The organism is Candidatus Binatus sp., from assembly GCF_036567905.1.
Lineage (GTDB): Bacteria > Desulfobacterota > Binatia > Binatales > Binataceae > Binatus.
The window spans coordinates 20,200-38,240 of the sequence record NZ_DATCTO010000073.1 but is presented as its reverse complement, the minus strand read 5'-3'; the positions used below and the strand labels follow the sequence as shown (position 1 = coordinate 38,240).

Annotated in this window: 20 protein-coding genes; 10 read left to right on the top strand and 10 right to left on the bottom strand. The window is 60.8% G+C overall.

Translation table 11 applies throughout. The annotated features are described in order from the left end of the window. Positions 1-760: 760 nt before the first annotated feature. A complete protein-coding gene (locus VIO10_RS11760; RefSeq protein ID WP_331964163.1) occupies positions 761-1,951 on the bottom strand; it encodes an NnrS family protein in 1,191 nt (396 codons plus the stop codon). 16 nt (positions 1,952-1,967) lie between these two features. Further along, a complete protein-coding gene (locus VIO10_RS11755) occupies positions 1,968-2,426 on the bottom strand; it encodes an Rrf2 family transcriptional regulator (protein ID WP_331964160.1) in 459 nt (152 codons plus the stop codon). A 153-nt stretch (positions 2,427-2,579) separates the two neighbouring features. Between VIO10_RS11755 and VIO10_RS11750 the strand changes: the two genes are divergently transcribed. The 9 genes from VIO10_RS11750 (at position 2,580) to VIO10_RS11710 (ending at position 8,820) form a co-directional block, all read left to right on the top strand. Then, a complete protein-coding gene (locus VIO10_RS11750) occupies positions 2,580-3,170 on the top strand; it encodes a hypothetical protein (RefSeq protein ID WP_331964157.1) in 591 nt (196 codons plus the stop codon). 28 nt (positions 3,171-3,198) lie between these two features. Further along, positions 3,199-4,599 (top strand): cbb3-type cytochrome c oxidase subunit I, encoded by a 1,401-nt coding sequence (locus VIO10_RS11745; RefSeq protein ID WP_331964153.1) that lies wholly within the window; start codon positions 3,199-3,201, stop codon positions 4,597-4,599. Next, a complete protein-coding gene (locus VIO10_RS11740; protein ID WP_331964150.1) occupies positions 4,596-4,892 on the top strand; it encodes a hypothetical protein in 297 nt (98 codons plus the stop codon). Before VIO10_RS11745 ends, VIO10_RS11740 begins: the two co-directional genes overlap by 4 nt. Beyond that, a complete protein-coding gene (locus tag VIO10_RS11735) occupies positions 4,889-5,236 on the top strand; it encodes a hypothetical protein (RefSeq protein ID WP_331964147.1) in 348 nt (115 codons plus the stop codon). Before VIO10_RS11740 ends, VIO10_RS11735 begins: the two co-directional genes overlap by 4 nt. Beyond that, complete coding sequence (locus VIO10_RS11730; protein ID WP_331964144.1) at positions 5,233-6,108, top strand: multicopper oxidase domain-containing protein; 876 nt, start codon at positions 5,233-5,235, stop codon at positions 6,106-6,108. The genes VIO10_RS11735 and VIO10_RS11730 overlap by 4 nt, the downstream gene beginning before the upstream one ends. An 18-nt stretch (positions 6,109-6,126) precedes the next feature. Continuing rightward, positions 6,127-6,639 (top strand): hemerythrin domain-containing protein, encoded by a 513-nt coding sequence (locus tag VIO10_RS11725; RefSeq protein WP_331964141.1) that lies wholly within the window; start codon positions 6,127-6,129, stop codon positions 6,637-6,639. A gap of 199 nt (positions 6,640-6,838) precedes the next feature. After that, positions 6,839-6,985, top strand: coding sequence for a hypothetical protein (locus tag VIO10_RS11720; protein ID WP_331964138.1), 147 nt, complete (start codon positions 6,839-6,841; stop codon positions 6,983-6,985). 41 nt (positions 6,986-7,026) lie between these two features. Next, positions 7,027-8,202 (top strand): TIGR04053 family radical SAM/SPASM domain-containing protein, encoded by a 1,176-nt coding sequence (locus VIO10_RS11715; RefSeq protein ID WP_331964135.1) that lies wholly within the window; start codon positions 7,027-7,029, stop codon positions 8,200-8,202. A 237-nt stretch (positions 8,203-8,439) separates the two neighbouring features. Further along, a complete protein-coding gene (locus VIO10_RS11710; RefSeq protein ID WP_331964132.1) occupies positions 8,440-8,820 on the top strand; it encodes a group 1 truncated hemoglobin in 381 nt (126 codons plus the stop codon). Between the two features lie 472 nt (positions 8,821-9,292). Here VIO10_RS11710 and VIO10_RS11705 read toward each other — a convergent pair whose 3' ends face one another. Beyond that, the gene (locus tag VIO10_RS11705; RefSeq protein ID WP_331964129.1) at positions 9,293-10,162 is read right to left on the bottom strand and encodes an integrase core domain-containing protein; all 870 of its coding nucleotides are present in this window, start codon (positions 10,160-10,162) and stop codon (positions 9,293-9,295) included. 338 nt (positions 10,163-10,500) lie between these two features. On the opposite strand from VIO10_RS11705, the gene VIO10_RS11700 reads away from it, so the two are divergent. Next, positions 10,501-10,947 (top strand): hypothetical protein, encoded by a 447-nt coding sequence (locus VIO10_RS11700; protein WP_331964126.1) that lies wholly within the window; start codon positions 10,501-10,503, stop codon positions 10,945-10,947. 192 nt (positions 10,948-11,139) lie between these two features. Here the strand turns inward: VIO10_RS11700 and VIO10_RS11695 are convergent, their stop codons facing one another. The 7 genes from VIO10_RS11695 to VIO10_RS11665 all read right to left on the bottom strand — a co-directional run bounded on the left by VIO10_RS11695 (position 11,140) and on the right by VIO10_RS11665 (position 17,697). Beyond that, complete coding sequence (locus tag VIO10_RS11695) at positions 11,140-11,922, bottom strand: ABC transporter permease (RefSeq protein ID WP_331964123.1); 783 nt, start codon at positions 11,920-11,922, stop codon at positions 11,140-11,142. After that, complete coding sequence (locus VIO10_RS11690; RefSeq protein WP_331964120.1) at positions 11,916-12,638, bottom strand: ABC transporter ATP-binding protein; 723 nt, start codon at positions 12,636-12,638, stop codon at positions 11,916-11,918. Before VIO10_RS11690 ends, VIO10_RS11695 begins: the two co-directional genes overlap by 7 nt. After that, a complete protein-coding gene (locus VIO10_RS11685) occupies positions 12,596-13,855 on the bottom strand; it encodes a nitrous oxide reductase family maturation protein NosD (RefSeq protein ID WP_331964117.1) in 1,260 nt (419 codons plus the stop codon). Before VIO10_RS11685 ends, VIO10_RS11690 begins: the two co-directional genes overlap by 43 nt. A 110-nt stretch (positions 13,856-13,965) precedes the next feature. Further along, positions 13,966-14,601: a hypothetical protein gene (locus VIO10_RS11680; RefSeq protein ID WP_331964114.1), complete on the bottom strand. Its 636-nt coding sequence runs from the start codon at positions 14,599-14,601 to the stop codon at positions 13,966-13,968. An 84-nt stretch (positions 14,602-14,685) separates the two neighbouring features. Continuing rightward, positions 14,686-16,674, bottom strand: coding sequence for a Sec-dependent nitrous-oxide reductase (gene nosZ, locus VIO10_RS11675; RefSeq protein WP_331964111.1), 1,989 nt, complete (start codon positions 16,672-16,674; stop codon positions 14,686-14,688). Positions 16,675-16,733: 59 nt separating this feature from the next. Next, a complete protein-coding gene (locus VIO10_RS11670; protein WP_331964108.1) occupies positions 16,734-16,997 on the bottom strand; it encodes a cupredoxin domain-containing protein in 264 nt (87 codons plus the stop codon). 328 nt (positions 16,998-17,325) lie between these two features. Further along, complete coding sequence (locus VIO10_RS11665; RefSeq protein ID WP_331964105.1) at positions 17,326-17,697, bottom strand: hypothetical protein; 372 nt, start codon at positions 17,695-17,697, stop codon at positions 17,326-17,328. Positions 17,698-18,041: the final 344 nt, after the last annotated feature.

The window sequence follows — 18,041 nt, the reverse complement described above, 5'->3', positions numbered from 1 at the left end:
AACGCGCTCTGGGGGCGCCCCGCGTCGATCTGCCGCTGCTCAAGGCGACCGCCCGTGCGTATCGATGGTCCAACGATCTGCTGGCGGGCCGGGCGCGGTCGATCGGCGAGATCGCCAAGCGAGAACATCTTACGGGCCGTTACGTGCGGCGCATGATGCGGCCGGCGTTTCTCGCGCCCCGGAACGTCGAGGCGATCGTCGAAGGCCGCCAGCCTGCGGACCTTACCACCGTAGCAATGACCCAAAGAATCGAGCTGCCCCCGCTCTGGAACGCGCAGGAACAGGCGCTGGACGTTCGATAGCTTACGCGGGCCGAGTTGCTTCCACGCGCCCTAGCTGGGGTGCGTCCCGGGTTCCCTCTAGATGTCGGCCGGCTCGCAGATGGAACCACCTAAATCGCGAACAGAGAATTTTGTGGGATTTTTGCCGTCAGCCGCGGCCGTTGGCATTCTCCGGGTCCATGACCGCGCGTGAATCGCGCCCCACGCGCCGATTTCATCACTTCTCCAAAAAGTAGGATAACATGCCAGACTGTTTGGCGGATGACGCAGTCTGATGCGAACCGCTCTCCCGCGTCAACCGGTTGACGGTTGACAAGGCGGTTGACACTTGAGCGGCGGTTGACAAGTGGCGGTTGACGCACGGTGGTTGACGCGCGCGTGCAAATATCCAAACACTGTTATTTTCCGGTCAGCCCGAATGGACAATTCGCGTTCCCGCTCGCATGGTTGAGGTTTTGAGGAGCCACACCGATGGCGATTCAGGAACGAAGCAGCTTCGGGCCGAAGAAGGCCAACCAAACCGCCGAGCCCAAAATCCACACGGCGGCCGCCCATCCGACGTGAATGAAGTAGGTATCGCTGGCATCGGCCGCCAGCCTCGCGCACAGCGCGATCACGAATGCCGCGCCCAGTATGATCACCGCGGGCGGCCTCCCAAGCGCGAGTTGCTCCATATTCAGATGGCTCATCGCAACGTGGCTGCCTACTCCAAAAGCCATCATGCTAAAGCCGCCAATATAGAGAATGTGCAGGGCCGGCACGCGATAGTCGGGCCAGATTGCCGAGGCGATCAATCCCACTGGCATTAGCCACACCGCGAGCCACACCAGCTTGCGGTGCGCACCCGGCTTGCCGGGCAGGCGCAATGCACCGCCTCCGAACCCAAGTCCGATCGCTACTACCATCGCGCGAAACAGCGGGCCGCTTCGTTCAAAGCCAAGCTGTTCAAGCAGCAAGCTTGCAAAGATCGCAACCCCGGCTGCCGCATATGCCAGCGCCTTCCAGGCTTCGCGAGGCGCGGAGCCCAGGTCTGGAGGTGGAGGTGCGCCGCCGATGAGCGGCAGAACCAGACTGCCGATGCCAACCGCAAGGCATAGAAATACTCCCTGCTCGACCAGCAACGCACCAAGATGGCCGCTCGAGGGAAGCACGGCGTTCGCGTCGGCTGCGGCGATCAGCGCAGCGCCCGCCAGACCCTGTGCGGCGGCGATAGGCAAGAGCACGAAGGCGGCCGGCGGGCGGCGGCCCGCAGTGCTAGCCAAGAATCGACGCAGCGCAAACTGGATGAGCAGCACAAACAGCGTTGCGTAAGCGATTTCGGCCAAAACCCACGACTCGATAATCGCCGCGCCAGTGGTGACAACCAGCGCTGCCGCCAACGCCGCCATCTCCATTCGCCCAACTGGCGGGGATTGCGTTCGGCGCGGCAGAGCAGTGAGTAGAAACCCCACGGCAAACGCCATCATGAACGCCTGCATCTGCACCAGGCCGTGAAAGCGGCACGAATAGGTAGCAGTCGCTCCGGTGGTGTACAGCAGCCAGTGACCTACACCGATCCACGCGAAGAGGACGCCCAGCGGAAAGAACAGCCGGAACGGTTCGCTACGCCAACGCGAGATGGCCGCAGGCGGCGATAGCGCCGCGCGTTCAACATTTTCGGGCAGCGTCACTGACGATTACTTGCCTCTAAGCCATTTCCGTTTGCCGAGACGACGAGGGCGGGAAGAGAAGCTTCGTCAACTGCCCGCGATGATGGAGCAAGTCCGCCAGAGTATGGGCGTTGAGAACATCGATAAATGCGTGGAATGCATCTTCGAGGATCTTCGGCAGACTGCACGGCCCGGTCACTACACACAGGTTGCCGGTTCGGAAACATTCGACTGGGCGGAAGGGGCCTTCCATGTACCGGACCACGTCGCCAAGACTGATCTCTTGGGGCGATCTCGCCAGGGCGAGACCACCGCTCTTGCCGCGATGAGTCTGGACGAAACCTCCACGAGCGAGGCCATGCACGACCTTCGTCAGGTGATTGCGGGAGATGGCGTAATGCTCGGCAATTTCGGAGATGAGGCAGAGCCGATCGCGGCACAGCCCCGCATAGATCAGAACTCGAAGCGCGTAGTCGGTATAGAATGTGAGTTCCATAAAGGCCTCTTCATTGAGCCAAACAGATCGTCGACTCACTCGCCACCTCTTTCCGATGGGTCGCTCTGAAAGACTCCGCGAATCGAAAGCTGATCTCTGGTAACATGTATTTATAATCCATCTTCTGCTATAAATCGTTGCGGGAGGGCGCCAATGACAGAGCGCGCGCAACGCTACACACAGGATCCACTCTTTTGGCGCGCCGGTGCGATCGCCGCCACTATCTTCATGTCGATGGTGCTTGCCGCGCTCACCATCGACACGCTGCGGCAAATCACTCCCGGCAGCCCGCGCGTCCCAGCTTACGACGTAATCAACAACTCGGTCGCATACCAATACGATCCGGCGCGCGCCGAGTATGCGCCAAAAATCGGGGGCGAGGAGCTTATCTTCGGTCACAAGTACTCCCCTGAGGAAGCCGCGGATCTCATCGGCAAGGGCAAGCTCGTCATCCAGAGCCGCGCCTGCATCGATTGTCACACCTTTTTCGGCAACGGCGGATATTACGCTCCCGATCTGACCCGCGCGTGGATGGATCCGGTGTGGAGCATATACGCCGGGCCTAAACGCGCGGACAAGCTTGCCGCGTTCATGATGCATCCGCTGCGACTTGGCGCGCGTGCGATGCCCGACCTGCATATCCAGCGCGACGAGGCCGAGGCCGCGGTCGCATACCTGAAGTGGATGTCGTCGGTGGACAGCAATGGCTTTCCCGACCGATTCGGCGCCGCGAGCGGGCAGTAGTCAACGGGGCGCGAAGGAGAAGAGCGCGATGTATCGATCCCAGCGGCTGGGCCTGAAGTATCTCACCGCCTCGACGGTGATGTTCGGCGCGATGGTGGTCTTCGGCCTGCTGTCCTCGATCTATTACATCTGGCCCGGCTTTCTGCTGAACGTGTTCAACTTCAACAGCGCGAAGATCGTTCACATCGACGGGCTGGTGATCTGGCTGCTGATGGGATTTCTCGGCGCGATCTACTGGTTCCTTCCGCAGGAACTCGAGCGCGAGGTCGAAGGCATCGCGCTGGCCGAAATCCTCTTCTGGGTTTTCTGCGCGGCGGTGGCCGTGGTGGTGGTGGTATTTATCTTCGTGCAATACGGCTCGGCCACCGAAGCGTCGATGTGGTTCATCAACCAGGGCCGCAAGTACGTCGAAGCTCCTCGATGGGCCGCGCTGGGAATCGTGGCGGTGATGGTGGTGTTCGCGTACAACGTTATCGGTACTGCCTTCAAGGCGCGCAAGAGTACCGGCATCCTGACCGTATTGATGTTCGACCTGATCCCGCTGGTGGTCCTCTACCTCGACGCCTTTCCTGAAATTCGCAACATGTCGGAGGATCTGTTCTGGTGGTGGTGGCTGGTTCATCTGTGGGTCGAAGCGACCTGGGAAGTACTGATCGGATGCATCATGGCGTGGACCCTGATTCATCTGGTGGGCGCGTCGCGACGGGTGGTCGAGAGCTGGCTCTACGTGGAAGTTGCGCTGGTGCTTGGCACGGGCATCCTCGGGCTGGGCCATCACTATTTCTGGATCGGCACGCCGCGCTACTGGTTCGCAATCGGTGGATTTTTTTCGGCGTTGGAACCGCTGCCGCTGCTCGGGATGGTGGTGCATGCGGTGTATGACGCGGGCAGTCATCATTTGCGCGCCGCCAATCGTCCGGCGTTCTACTGGACGCTGGCCGAGGCCTTCGGAAATTTCATCGGTGGCGGCGTATGGGGCTTCATGATGACGCTGCCGCAAATCAACCTTTATTCGCATGGCACCCAATGGACGGCGTCGCACGGGCATTTCGCATTCTGGGGCGCTTACGGATGCGGCGTGATCGCGGTGCTCTATCTCGCGCTGGAGAAGAGCCGTGGCTATGAGGGTCTCGACGGCCGCGCCTGGAAATGGTCGTTCGCACTGCTCAACATCGGGATGCTGGGCATGGTCGGCGCGCTGCTGGTGGCGGGCATGGATCAGGCTTTCTATGAGCGCGCGATCGGCGGCTCGACCTGGGGCGCGTTTCTCGCGATGGAGGGGCGGCCGTGGTTCGTCGAGGGCATGTGGGCGCGCTTCGCCTTCGGGCTCCTGTTCGCATGCGGCTATGCGATGCTGGTGTACGACCTGCTGGCGACGAGACGGCGCGAGGTTGCCGTAAGCGAACCGATGGCGGCGGCAGGATCATGACGCCCGCCCAGATGCTTGCCACCGCGCTGCTGCTGGGCGCCTTCGTCACCGCCGCGGGCGCGTACGGTCTGCTGTACTGCGCGGCGCAGATCTCGGATCACAAGATGATCCGAACGGGCGGCCATTTGAGTTACATGGGGCTGTGCCTGATCGCATTTGCGCTGGTCGCGTTCACGCCGCTGCATTTCGGATGGAAAGTGCTGGTGGCGGTGAGTTGCGCAATCTACCTGATGATTCCGCCGGTCACCTGGCGCTACCTCGCGCGGCTTCATCGAGAGGAGAGGATTCGATGATACCCGACCTCATCAGCGCGCTGATCGCGATCGTGCTGGTATGCGTGACGGTGCTCGACCAGCCGCTGCTCGACTCGCAACACGGGCTCCTGCTCGTCGCCGGCATAGCGCTCGCAGTGCTGGGAGTCCTCGCGAATCGGGCCGACTATCTGAAATGGCCCGGCATCGCCGTCGCGGCCGCCGGCGTCGCGATTCTGATGCTGATCGTGTCCGGACTGTCATCGGCATCTTCCGAGACTACATTCTGGGTGGTGTTCTGGAGCGCAAACATCGCCGGACTGATGGCGCTGTGGTCGGCGCTCTATCGCGGACCGCGAACATCGTCCGATACCGGCGAATCATGATCAAACACCACAGCGGCGCCGGGCTGGCCGTAGCGGCGATCGCGGGAAGCTTGCTGACAGCGTCGTTGGCGCTCGCGGAGCAACGCAATTTCACGATCCCGGTTGAGGAAAAAACCGTCGATATCGGCGCAGGACTGAAGTACGACGCCTGGACCTACGGCGGCACTGTGCCGGGACCGGTGTTACGGGTTCGACAAGGCGACAAGGTCCACATCCATCTCGTCAATGATATGGAGATCGCCCACGGCATCGATATTCATGCCGCGGCGATTGCGCCGAGCAAGCATTTCGCTCCGATCCCGGGGAAAACCGACCTCAGCTACGACTTCGTGGCGAACGTTCCCGGCGTCTTCGCGTACCATTGCAGCGCGCCGCCGATGGTCACCCATATCGCCAACGGAATGTATGGGATGATGATCGTGGATCCCAAGGGCGGATGGTCCAAGGCCCAGGAAGTGACGCTCGAGCAGGGCGAATTCTATGGCGATCCGGACAAGAACGGGATGGTCTCTGGCGACAGCAAGCGGATGATGGATGAGCGCCCTGATTTCGTGGTGTTCAACGGTGTCATCGAACAATACGCCGACCACCCGATCCAGATAAAAGTCGGCCAGCCGGTGCGCATCTTCTTCGTAAACATAGGCCCGAACCGCACCTCTACCTTTCACGTTGTCGGCACCGTGTTCACCACGGTCTATCGAAGCGGAAACCCCGCCAACGCATTCCACGGGGTGCAGAGTTTTGAGGTGGGCCCCGGCGATGGCGCCGTCTTCGAGTTCACCGTCCATGAAGCGGGCGACTACCCCTTCCTGGATCACGCCATCGCACGTGCATACAAGGGTGCGATCGGCATCTTCCACGCCCTTCCCTGACTGTCGCCACGGAATTCGATGACGGACGGAGAGACAATCCGCAGCTTTCTCGAACGCGATCACGCGCGCCTCGATCAATTGCTCGCTCGCGCGGGCCGCGATCTCGAGAATATCGATATGAAGGCGTTTGGCGAGTTCCGCCGGGGGCTTCTGAAGCACATCGGCATGGAGGAGAAGATTCTTCTCCCTGCGATGCAACGGCTTCGATGCGGCGAACCACTCGCGATCGCAGCCAAGCTGCGGTTGGATCACGGTGCCATCGCGGCGCTGCTAGTGCCCATGCCACGAGGCGCGGTCTTGCGAGCGCTCAAGACGGTGCTGGCGACACACAATCGAATCGAAGAGGGGCCTGACGGTGTTTACGCGGAGTGCGACCGTATAGCTGACACCGAGTCCGAAGCGCTCGTGAGATGCCTCCGCGCCGCGCCGGAAGTGCCTGCGGCGGCCCATGTCGACGGCCCTAAGGTCGAATCGGCTGCGCGCCGCGCACTCGCTCGCGCCGGCTTCGATGCCGCGCTGCTCGACTCCTGATTCGGGCAGAGCAATTCAAGGTTTTCGCAGAACTTACCAAATCTCAAATGCGAATAGTGAGCAGGTGCTCTTTATTTTATGGCCGTCTTCGCCGCCGGATGGGTGCTCGGGTACTGGACGGCGTTGGGAATTGGGGAGCAGGCCACTCGCAATAGTCTAAGCCAGCGGACGGGCTGATGTGCAGGCCGGGAGAATCATGATGGCTGATCCGGGCGGCAAAGAGACGGTCAGCGAACACGAGGAAGAGACCAATCGGCTCTTCAGGAAGTATCTCATCGTCGCCCGCCACGTCGGGCTTTACCAACGGCCATCGCGGACGCGCGATGAAAAAGGAGTTCGGACGTGACACCGCATGGTCCGCCCAGCGTAAGACATCCTAGGATCGACGTGGGGCAGCGCCCCTTTATCGTGATTTGGGAGATGACCCGCGCGTGCGATCTCGCATGCAAGCATTGCCGCGCCGAGGCCCAGCCGCTGCACAATCCCCTTGAGCTCAACACGCGCGAGGCGCGATCGCTGATCGACGAAGTCGCCTCGTTCGGTGCGCCGCCGCCGTTGTTCGTGATGACCGGCGGAGACCCAATGAAGCGCCCCGACCTGGCTGAACTGGTCGCCTACGCCGCCAGTCGCCATCTTCCGGTCGCGTTTTCCCCCTCCGCGACACCGCTGCTCACCCGCGAGGTGATTACCGAACTCAAGGCCGCGGGGCTAAAGGCGCTGTCGCTGAGCGTGGACGGCTCATGTCCCGAGATTCACGACGCGTTTCGCGGAATCAACGGTGTCTTCGAGCGCACGATGGCGGCGTGGGAGACGGCGCGTGAGTTGGGGATCAAAGTCCAGATCAACACGACCGTTTCGCGGCTGAACTTGTTTGATCTGCCGCGCATGGCCCATATCGTGCGCGAACGCGGCGCGATGGTCTGGAGCGGCTTCATGCTGGTCCCGGTCGGACGCGGCGCAGCGCTCGAACAGCTCTCCGCCGATGAGTGCGAAGACGTGATGAATTTCCTGTACGACGTCGGCAACGCGATCGCGACCAAGACTACCGAGGGCCACCATTTCCGGCGCGTGGTCCTCGAACGCACGATCCTGGAACGTCGCGGTATCGCGCCCGAGAGCAGCATCCGGCTCGGACCCACGTATCGGAAATTGCGCGTGGCGCTCGAGCCGTGGCCGTCGCAGGGCCACGAGCGCCGCAGCCCAATGGATATCAACGCCGGGCGCGGCTTTGTCTTCGTCTCGCATGTCGGCACGGTCCATCCGAGCGGATTTATGCCGATCCCCGCAGGCAACGTCCGGGTCCAGACGCTGACCGAGATCTATCGCAAAAGCCCGCTTTTCAACGACCTGCGCGACACGGCGCGGCTCACTGGTCGATGCCGCGTGTGCGAGTTTGCGGCAGTCTGTGGTGGATCGCGATCGCGGGCCTTCGCGACCAGCGGGGACCCGCTCGGCGACGATCCTCTATGCGCCTACACGCCGGGCACTTTTCCCTACCAGGCCGATATCGCCGCGTTGCTGAACGTCAGCGGCCTCGAGGCAGGCCCGCCGGTCTTGCACTGACCGGTTTCGCGCCGCTATCCCGGCGAAGGCCGAGACTCCGCGACGGTTCCTGATGGGCGCCGGGCGCGATCAACGGCGGGTCGGCCATCTTTTTCTACGCCGACGTCCAGGAGATTTGGTTTTCACGATCCCAACTCCTTCGCTAGCATCTTAAGGCGCGCTTCGTCCGGAAGGTCTTCAAGGGTCACCCTACGGATGGATCAAGTTCGTGACCGATTTAAGATGGGAGAGAATGCTATGAGCAACACAAATCCGAAATCCTTGTACGAGAGATTGGGCGGCTACGATGCCATTTGTGCTGTGGCCAACGACCTATTGTCGCGCCTTGCGGCGGACAAATTACTAGCGCGCTTTTGGAAGAATCGCGGCGATGACGGCGTCGCTCGCGAGAAGCAACTGCTGATCGATTTCTTGTGCGCTTCCGCTGGAGGTCCCATGTACTACACCGGTCGTGCCATGAACCTTTCACATAAGGGCATGCAAATTAGCGAGACGGACTGGCGAGCCTTCCTCGGCCACCTGCACGCTACCCTGAATTCGTTCCAGGTTCCTCAGCAGGAGTGCGCGGAGGTGCTCGCATTCATCGAAAGCACCAAGTCGGACATCATCGAGCTTTGAGGAGCGACCTTTCAGACCCGCCGCGGCCCCCGCCTCGCGCATTCACGTTTCATCTCATCGCGGACGGGGCCAGGGGCCTTCTTTTTTCGCGCCGGCCTGGAGCTAAGCGCGCCGTGAAGCGCGGGATTGCCTTGTCTCGCCAGCAGGAATTGCTTGATTGACGTTGCCCTGCACCCCAATTTCCAGCCAATCATAAGTAGAGTCTGATCCGTGGTTGATCCGCCCCGCGAAACTAGGACGACCGGGAGTTGAGAAATCGACCATAAACACTTACTCCCGGACCTCTCTCGAGTACACGTCCCTGCGTACTTCGCGCCAGCCGCGCTCGGCCAGGAATCGCGTCAGTGTCTCGCGGAGTCTTTTTCGGCGTCCGGCGATAGTCTGCATATATCCGGACCCGTAAGGAAACACCTTCGTCAGCACGACTCGAACGGTTCCGTCTCGTCTGTGGTCCGCAAAAACTCGACGACACTCATGCAGCGCGGGCCAAGAGGTTGTACTCGTGGTGAAGTCCGTTCAATACAGGACGCGCCACAACTCGGCTTGATCGGTCGAAACGATGCCTCTGACGTTGCACATGCACGGGGAGATTTAGGGGAGGATGGGGCAGGCCGGGGCCCAAAGAAGAGTGAGGTCGGCCTCGATTGTAATGCGCTAGCCAGGAGCGCAGGGTTTTTCGAAGATGCTCCTCGGTCAAGGGGATAATCCAATCCAGACATTCACGCCGGAGGGTCCCGATGAGCCTTTCGCAGAGCGAATTCGCCTTTGGGCTCCGAACAGGTGTTTCGATGACTGCAAGGCCCAGGCGCGTTAGCGAAGCATCGCAGCCGGTGGAGAAGATCGCGTCGCGGTCATGGAGGATAAAACGGTACGTGTGGTCCGAAGAGACAGCCTCACGCAGCTGTTGGACGGTCCAGGCTGCGGTCGGATGGGACGTCACGTTAATGTGAACAATTCGGCGTGACGCATGTTCCATGATCACGAGCACGTAAAGAATACGGAAAGTGGCGGTTGCGACGACGCAGAAGTCACAGGCGATGATGGCCTCGGCGTGATTCTTGAGAAAGGTTGACCAACGCTGGTCGCGGCGCGGGTTGCCGCCTGGTGCGGCCGGCAACTTTGGCAGATACTTCCGGATCGTGCGCGGCGATACGCGCAGGCCGAGTTTCAGCAGCAGCTCGTTTGCGATTCGCTCCTCGCCCCACGAAGGATTCTCGCGAGCCATCTTACGGATCAGATGTTGGAGCTCCGGCGGAATCCGTGGCCGGCCAGATTGGCATTGCCTACGCCAGAACAGCTGGAAGTCTTTGCGGTGCCAACCGATGAAGGTTTTGGGCGTCACGACCGTTAACGCGCTTCGCCAATCGAACCAGCGGCCTGAGCCACACGAGGGTCAAGCGCGTTGAATGGGAGGTCCGTCGGGGCTTGGTTCTGCGCTCTTGGTAGAACGCGAGCTGTTTGCGCAGGAAGAGATTCTCGGCCGCGAGCGAGCTTTCGGATCGTAAACTGAAAATCAAAAAGCGGAGCAAATCGGCAATCAGGTTCAGCCAAAGCAGGCAGGATTTCATCATGGACCGATGCCCTCGGTTCTCAATCTCCTCCCTTTGAATCGGTCGCAATTTAGCCCGTTTCAAGTCCCGCCGACAATTTTTGCGGAGGACAGGCGGTCATGTCCTCTACGTGGCGGGACACGATCCACGTATCAAGGCAGTCGTCAGCCAGGTTCCCGGCACGGGACCGGCGCCGGACAAGAGCGGATTCGCGGCACCTGCGCCGCTGGTGCAGAAGCTGGCCAGCGCGATGGCTCGCGGGGAGATCGATGCACTCCCGCGCCCCAAGGAACAGCCCGAGTCGCTCAAGGGTACCGGAGACTTCAGGACGATGTGGCGTTATCTTCCGCGCGTCGCGGCGGCCAACATACGAGTGCCAACATTGATCATCGATCAGGAACAGGAAGAATACGGCGGCCGCGAGAATTCAGGCCTGGCTGCGAAAAATGCGATACCACGAACCACGATCGTGAAGTATCACGTGTTTCCCGGAAGCCATTACGACATCTACGAGAAAAATTACCGGGAGGCCACGAAGATGGCCCGCGACTGGTTCTCCGAGCATCTGAAGCCGTAACGTACATGACGGGACGAAAGGCCTGCGCATCATGCGGCTGATAGGTCGAGTCGCTTTTTTGTCGATCGGTCTTCAGCGAGCTGCAGTCGCACTATCTGTTCGCCGACCGCTTCGGACGGCCGGGCAAGGGCAACGACAAGGGCAAGGTCGAAGGGCTGGTCGGCTACGCGCGGCGCACGACCGCGCCGGGTCTCAGAAGTCGCGGTGCGCGTACGCTCGAAGACCGAGCCAGAGCGGCGCCGCAATCCATAAACCGAGCGCACCGAGTGCGACAGCGATCCCTTCCACACTTCCGAAGAACTCCTGAAACACCGCACCCGTATATCCCATCAGCGCCGCGACGTCGAGTTGAAGCAGGATCAAAAGGCGCGCCGCATCGAGCGGATTCAGAAGCGCGAGTCCGAGCAGCACGCGGTCGAGCCGGACCGCCGGGAAGGCAATGATCAGCATCAGCATCAGTCCGTCGTAAATCACAGCAAAAAAAAGCCAACCGACGAGCGCCACGCCAAGCGCCTTCACGCGATTCTCCGTCAGCACTGCGACCGCAAACGCGAGCGCCACGAACACGAACGTGAGCATCACGCCGGCCAGGAGCAACATCGCGAAGATCCCGCGCCCGGCACCACCCGAAGGGCTGTACCATAGAAACGGCACGCCGAGTCCAAGCACCAGGCACGCGGCCAACGAGAACGAGAGGCCAAGGTATTGGCCCGCAAACGCCGTCGGGCGCGCGATCGGCTGGCTCAGCAAGAGCTCGGCGAACTCGCGCGTGCTGTAGAAGCTCAGTAGCCCTACCACGATGCTCACCAGCGGTGCGACGAACAATGTCAGTTCGAGCACGCTCACGACCGCTTGCGCGGGCTCCGCGCCGACCGCGAATGCGGCCCACTCGGCGGCCGCGAAAAACAGCGCATACGCAGCGATCCACCGGCTGCGGACGAGCTCGCGCACGCTGAAGCGCGCGACAGTCAGCACCTGGCGCAAGCCGAGCCGGTCTCCATCATTTTCGCGATCGCGTTCTCCAGGGTCCGCTCGCCCGAACTCACCAGCGCCGCCCCCGGCGCGCCATCGAAGTACACGCGACCGTCGAGCAGGAAGGTCACGCGGTCCGCAAACGTCTCCACTTCGGCCATCACGTGCGAGGCCATGATTATCGTCCTGCCGTTCGACCTTTGCTCGAGGAGCCATTGCTTTTGCCTGCGAGCCGCAAGCGGGTCGAGTCCCACCATCGGTTCGTCCATCACGAGAATATCCGGGTCGAAAACCGTGCCCACCAGGATGCTGATCTTCTGGCGCGTACCGCCGGACAGATGACGCAGCGGGCGACTCATCACCGGTTTCAGATCGAAAAGATCGATCAGCCGATGGCTGTTGACCGCGCGCACGCCGCGCAGGTCACTCAAAAAGTCGAGCAGCTCGTTCGCCGACATCGCTTCGGGAAATCGCGGGCTCTGCGGAACATATCCGACCCTGTCGCGATAGCGCCAATCCCGCCCGACGATGGTGCCATCGATGGTGATCTCGCCCGAGTTTGGGCGAACCAGTCCCACGATGCATTTGAGAAGCGTGCTCTTGCCCGTGCCGTTGGGGCCTACAACCGACGTGATCTCGCCGGGCCGAAAGGCGACGGTGATCCCGTCGAAAACGGTCAGCGCGCCGAAGCGCTTTTTGAGGTCGCGGATTTCGACCACGACGGCCTCCACATCAGCGGGCGGTTGTCGACGAGCACCTTGGGCGTGAGCACCGGAATCGCGGTTTCGGCCAGCTCGAGCATCCGGGCAAACGGACTTCGCAGCAGGATTACGGAAGCGGGGTAGTTCTCGATCAACACGGCCAACAGTGAAACCGGGTGGTAGGGAACGTCGCCGATGCCGTCGCCGTTCAAGTCGTAGCCGCGGTAGCCGCTCCAATAGTTGCCGTCGAAGTTGTTCTCGGAGGTGCTCAGGCTGTTGGTCGCCACGTCGAAGCTGTTCGCTTCAAAGCTGTTCGCGGCGAACGAATTGCCGATCGAATCGGCCATCACCCGCACCGCGATCCCGTTGTTGAGAAATTTGTTTCTCTCGATCCGGTTGCGGTTCGAGTCTTCGGCGTAGAGCCCCACCGAGTTGCGGATGAAGAGGTTGTCCGCGATTCGGCTTTCATCGAGATCCTTGAGCAGCGCGCCGTCGCACGCCGCGCCCCAGTTGTGCTCGATCAGATTGCCGCTTACCACCAGGCGCTTCGAGTACATCAGCACCTCGCCCGCGCTATTATCGCGCAGCGTGTTGCCGCGATAGCTGTTGTCAGCCGAGAACATGGTGTGCATCCCGTAGCGGAGATTGTGCTCGCTTAGGTTGTCGGCGATGGTGCTATCGTGCAGGAACTCGAAGTAGAGCCCGTCGCGATGGCCGCTCACGCGGTTGCCCTCGACGACGATCTTCCGGCAGTTCCACAGGTGAATCGCATTGCCGCTGAGCGCCTCCGAGACCGCGTCGCCGCGAACCTCATTGTCTCTGACTGTGCACTCGGACGAAGCAGCGAGGTAAATCGCAAAGAAGTCGTTGAGCAGGCGGTTTCGCTCGATCACGCAGCGGCGTGAGTTTTTTACCTTGATCCCGGCAGGATCACTAGCGAAGGCACTGCCGGAATTCTGCACGACGAGCCCGCCGATTCGGACGTCGTCGCTGGTGACCGTGATGGTCTCGCCGACGCGACCGCCGTCGATTACCGGCCATCCCTGCCCGACGATCTCCAGCGGCTTGTTCACTGTGATTCCGTGCTCGTGATAGATTCCTCCGCGGACGACGATCCGCGACCCGGCGGGCGCCTCACGCACCGCGACCGTGAGGCTCGAGAACGGGCACGAAGGGCAGACGTCGATTTCTGACGGCGGCGCCGCAGCGGTCATGCGCGGCGCTACGACGAGCAACAGTACCGCGGCGAGAGCGGCAGTGGTCCGTGCGCGAAGCGGCGGGCGCCGTAGGGAGGACGATCGGCGCAAGTTTGGCGGCGGAGTCCCAGGCCGATAAGCCATCATTCTCACCGGGCCGCTCCCGGATGAGGATGCCCCGGCGCGATTTCCGAACCGATCGGTGCGATCGCCGGAGCGCCGCGGAAGCTGCCGTGCGCCCACTCCATCACAAGCGCAAGGAACCCGAGAACAGCCGCGAGTATGATCGCAATTCCGCCGATGCCGGGATAGCTGACGATGCGGAAATTCATCATGCGGTACGCGCCGAGCAGGTGCGGTGTAAACGGCGGAATCCGTATTGCCGCGTGCGGATCCAGCTCGTGCCCGTACATGTAGAGCCACGAGTAGAAGTCCGCTAACCCGAGTAAGCCCGCAATTGCAAGACCGACGACCCATCCGACCAGCACCCACAACCGCTTGGAGGCGGCCACCACGATTCCCACGATACAGAAAAATACAACCAGGGCCGGTATCATGCGGAATTCAGCAAAATCGCTCTCCACGATTTTGTGCATCCCGATGTAATGGTTGAGCTCGTTCACTAGGTCGACGCGGCCGCCGAGATGATCAAGGTAGATGATCATCGGCAGACCTTCGGGGTACTGCGGCGCCTCGAAGTCGTAGTGCCAAAGCGGCTTGGCGAACGAGATCAAAAGAAGCAGCGACGCCGCCAGCATCATGGCGCGCGACAGTCTAAGTTTCATCGGTGTCTCTCGTTGCGCGGAACCGGCCAGAGGCTGGCTTGCCGATCACCATCACGTCCGGCCGGCGCTGCTCTGCTTGCGCGGTTATTTCCCTCCGCCATGCCATAACAGCGCCACCTTCGCACCGGGCGCCGACACCCGCACGTAACCCTGCATCTCTTGGTGCAGCGCGGAGCAAAAGTCTGTGCAATAGAAAGGATAGACGCCGGTCCTGGTCGGCATCCATTTGAGCGACCGTGTCTCGCCCGGCATGATCACCAGGCCGGAGTTCCCAGCCCCCATCACCGCGAAGCCGTGCGGCACATCCCAGTCCTGTTCGAGGTTGGTCACGTGGAAGTACACAGTATCGCCGACAAAAATGCCCTCGATATTGTCGGGAACGAAGTGGCTGCGAATCGCAGTCATGTAAACGTGGACCACGTTTCCTGAGCGCACAACCTTGGCCGCATCCTCGGATTTGGTCGCATACGGGTTCTTGTCCTTATCCAAGTCGTAATACTTGACGTTGTTCGGCATCAGCATGCTGGCCGGGATCGCCTGCGCATAGTGCGGCTCGCTGATAGTAGGGAAGTCGAGCAACGTGCGCATCTTGTCGCCCGAGATGTCGATCAGCTGGGCAGATTGGCCCATCTCGGGACCCGTCGGCAGGAAGCGATCCTTCGTCATCTTATTGATCGCGACGACGTACTTGCCCCACGGCTTAGCGGAATCGCCGCCGGGGATCATCAGATGGCCGGGCGCGTAATAGACCGGAATTCGATCCTCGATCTCCCAGGTGCCGAGCTTCCACTTGATGATCTCGGAACTAATGAAGCACGAGGTGTATACGTTGCCTTTGCCGTCGAACTCGTTGTGCAGCGGCCCGAGGCATGCATTTGGGACCTCGCCTGCCAGCACCGCCTCGTACTTGAGCACCGGGATGCCGTAGCTCGCGGTCTCGAACTGCATTTTCTGGATGGCGTCGAGCATCTTGTGGAACGAGTGGATCGGTATCGTCGAAGAGAGCTTGCCGCCCGCAACTATATATTCACCGGTGGGATCCACGTCGATTCCATGCGGCGATTTGGGCGTCGGCAGGTAGTATATCATGTCCGGACAGGTCTGCGGCGTGAGGACGGCTACGCTGGTCAACTCCTCGCTCTTGGCGGTGTCCGTCACGGGGTCGAGATAGTTGTGGAGATAATGCGCCGCCATCTGTTTGCCGTTGCCCTCGGTGAGGCACTGCTCGGCGCGCTTCCAGTTCACCGCCGCAACAAAGTCTTTGTCATTCTGCGATGCGTTGACCTCGAGCAGCGTGTGCGCCTCTTCGGTGTTGTAACTGGAGAAGAAGCACCAGCCGTCTGAAGGACCCTTCCCGCAGTGCGCCAGATCATAGTCAAATCCCGGAACTAGGATCTGGAACGCAATATTCATCGTGCCAGACTTCGGGTCGACCTTGATAAAGCTCAGGCTGCCCTTGAAATTGCCCTTGTAGTCGGCAATCGAAATGTCTTTCTGTGGGATCGGAACACTAAACCGAGTGCCCGAGACTATGTAGTTAGTATTCTCGGTGGTAAACGGCGACGAATGGCCCCCTGCGCTGTTCGGGATCTCGAGTATTTCCTCGGTCCGGAAGCGCCGAAGATCGATTCGCGCCACGCGCGGCGTGTTGTTGCCGTTGATGAAAAGCCAGCGGCCGTCCGGCACCCCGTTGGTCTGCGACAGCTCCGGATGATGGGAGTCGTCCCACGGCACGAACCCCCACGAAGTCATCAGCATGGCCTTGGTCTCCTCGGAGTAGCCATAACCATCTTCGGGGTTTTGCGAGAACACCGGAATGACCTGGATCAAGCGGCCCGACGGGATGCCGTAGATTTCGATCTGACCGCTGTATCCGCCGGAGAAGAAACCGTAAAACTCGTCATACTTCCCGGGCGGCACGTACACGAGTGAGGCCGCATCGCCCGCCATCGCACTTGGTTTGGCTGGCGCCTGTGCAGGCCGACTCTCGCAGCCCGAGAGCATCGCACCCACGGCAATCGCGACCCCGACAATTATTGAAGCGAAAATTCTTCCGCTGCATTTGGCATTCATGAGTCCGCTCCTTCGCAACTGGCAAGCGCGTTCATCGCGCCGCTAGCTTACTGGGCTCTCTACTCCGTGACTTCGACCACGCCGATCATCCCAGTGCCCGCATGCGGTACGCAGACGTAGTTGTAATGCCCGGCAACAGTGAAGGGATGCCGGTATACCGCGCCGGGAGGCATCGGCCCGGAGTCGAACGGCTGCGCGCCCTTTGGGATCGGAGGGCCAATTGTTACCCAGTGAACGATCTTTCCGGTGTTTCGCCACTCGACCGTGTCGCCGACCCGAATGGTTACCGTCTCAGGGACGAACATCGTAGGCTTGTCCGTCATCGTGACGACCACTGTTGAACCGCTCGCGGCGGCACTGCGCGACTGCACGTTCGCGAAGAGGATTAGAGCGAGGAGGCTCGCACAGACTGCTGCCGCGATCCGGTTTCTCCACCAACCGCCTTGTGTCATTTCCTGTCCCTTTTGTCGTTTTCTGTCTGGGAGCAATGTTCTCGGCTCTGATGGGGCTTGCTCGTGGTTGGGGGGAGTAGCATGCGCCGTCCCATTGCGGCGCGCGCCGACTGCTGACAATTCCGTATCTTCCGGTCCGCGTATCCGCCTATCAGCTGATCACAAGCAACCTACATGCCCCAGAAAATGCAGACAAAGATCAGGAAATGCCGCGAAAGAACGTTTCTCGTTTTGCAGTCGTGACTTCAATGGCTCCAAAGGGGCCACTGGACCGCGAAGTTGTGTCCCTTTTGCCCATCAAACTGAAAACTCTGAAACCGGCCTCCCTGTGCAAGGTTCCAGGCCGGTTTTGTTCCACGGGCTTTCCAGCGGCGCCGGGGGGCAGTTTCGCGTCTCGCGGGCACACGACGACTGGGAATGCCACCTTCGCAATCGATTTCGCAGACACTTCTCCTTTCCTCCATCCTTCCCCATCGCCGAAATCTGCTGCGCTCTGCGCTCGACTTATGCGGCGGGCAACGCCAAAGATCGCGATCGCGCCAATCCGTGGTTTTTCTGCGTACTTGTTCATTTGCTTCTCCGCCATGTTTGACGAGAAAACCACGCAATACGGCTTAAAGCAGGCTAATACTACAGCGCCTGAGATTAAGTACAATTAATACTCGTATTGACAGCTTTACACAAACTCTTTTCCGCCTCTCAAAGAACGCATTTATCGGTTCGTGCGACGAGCGGATTGAAGCTTTGGTTGGTCGAGCCGCTCGGATTTGAACCGGCGATCACGCGCGCCGCAGCGGAAGCGCGTCAGGCTTGATTATCGCTACCGTGCCGGTGGGGAGCAGCCACTTCAGCTCTTCGACATCTTCGTCGTCCACCGAGATGTTGATCAATAGGGTCGGTAGCGGGGTTGCCGGC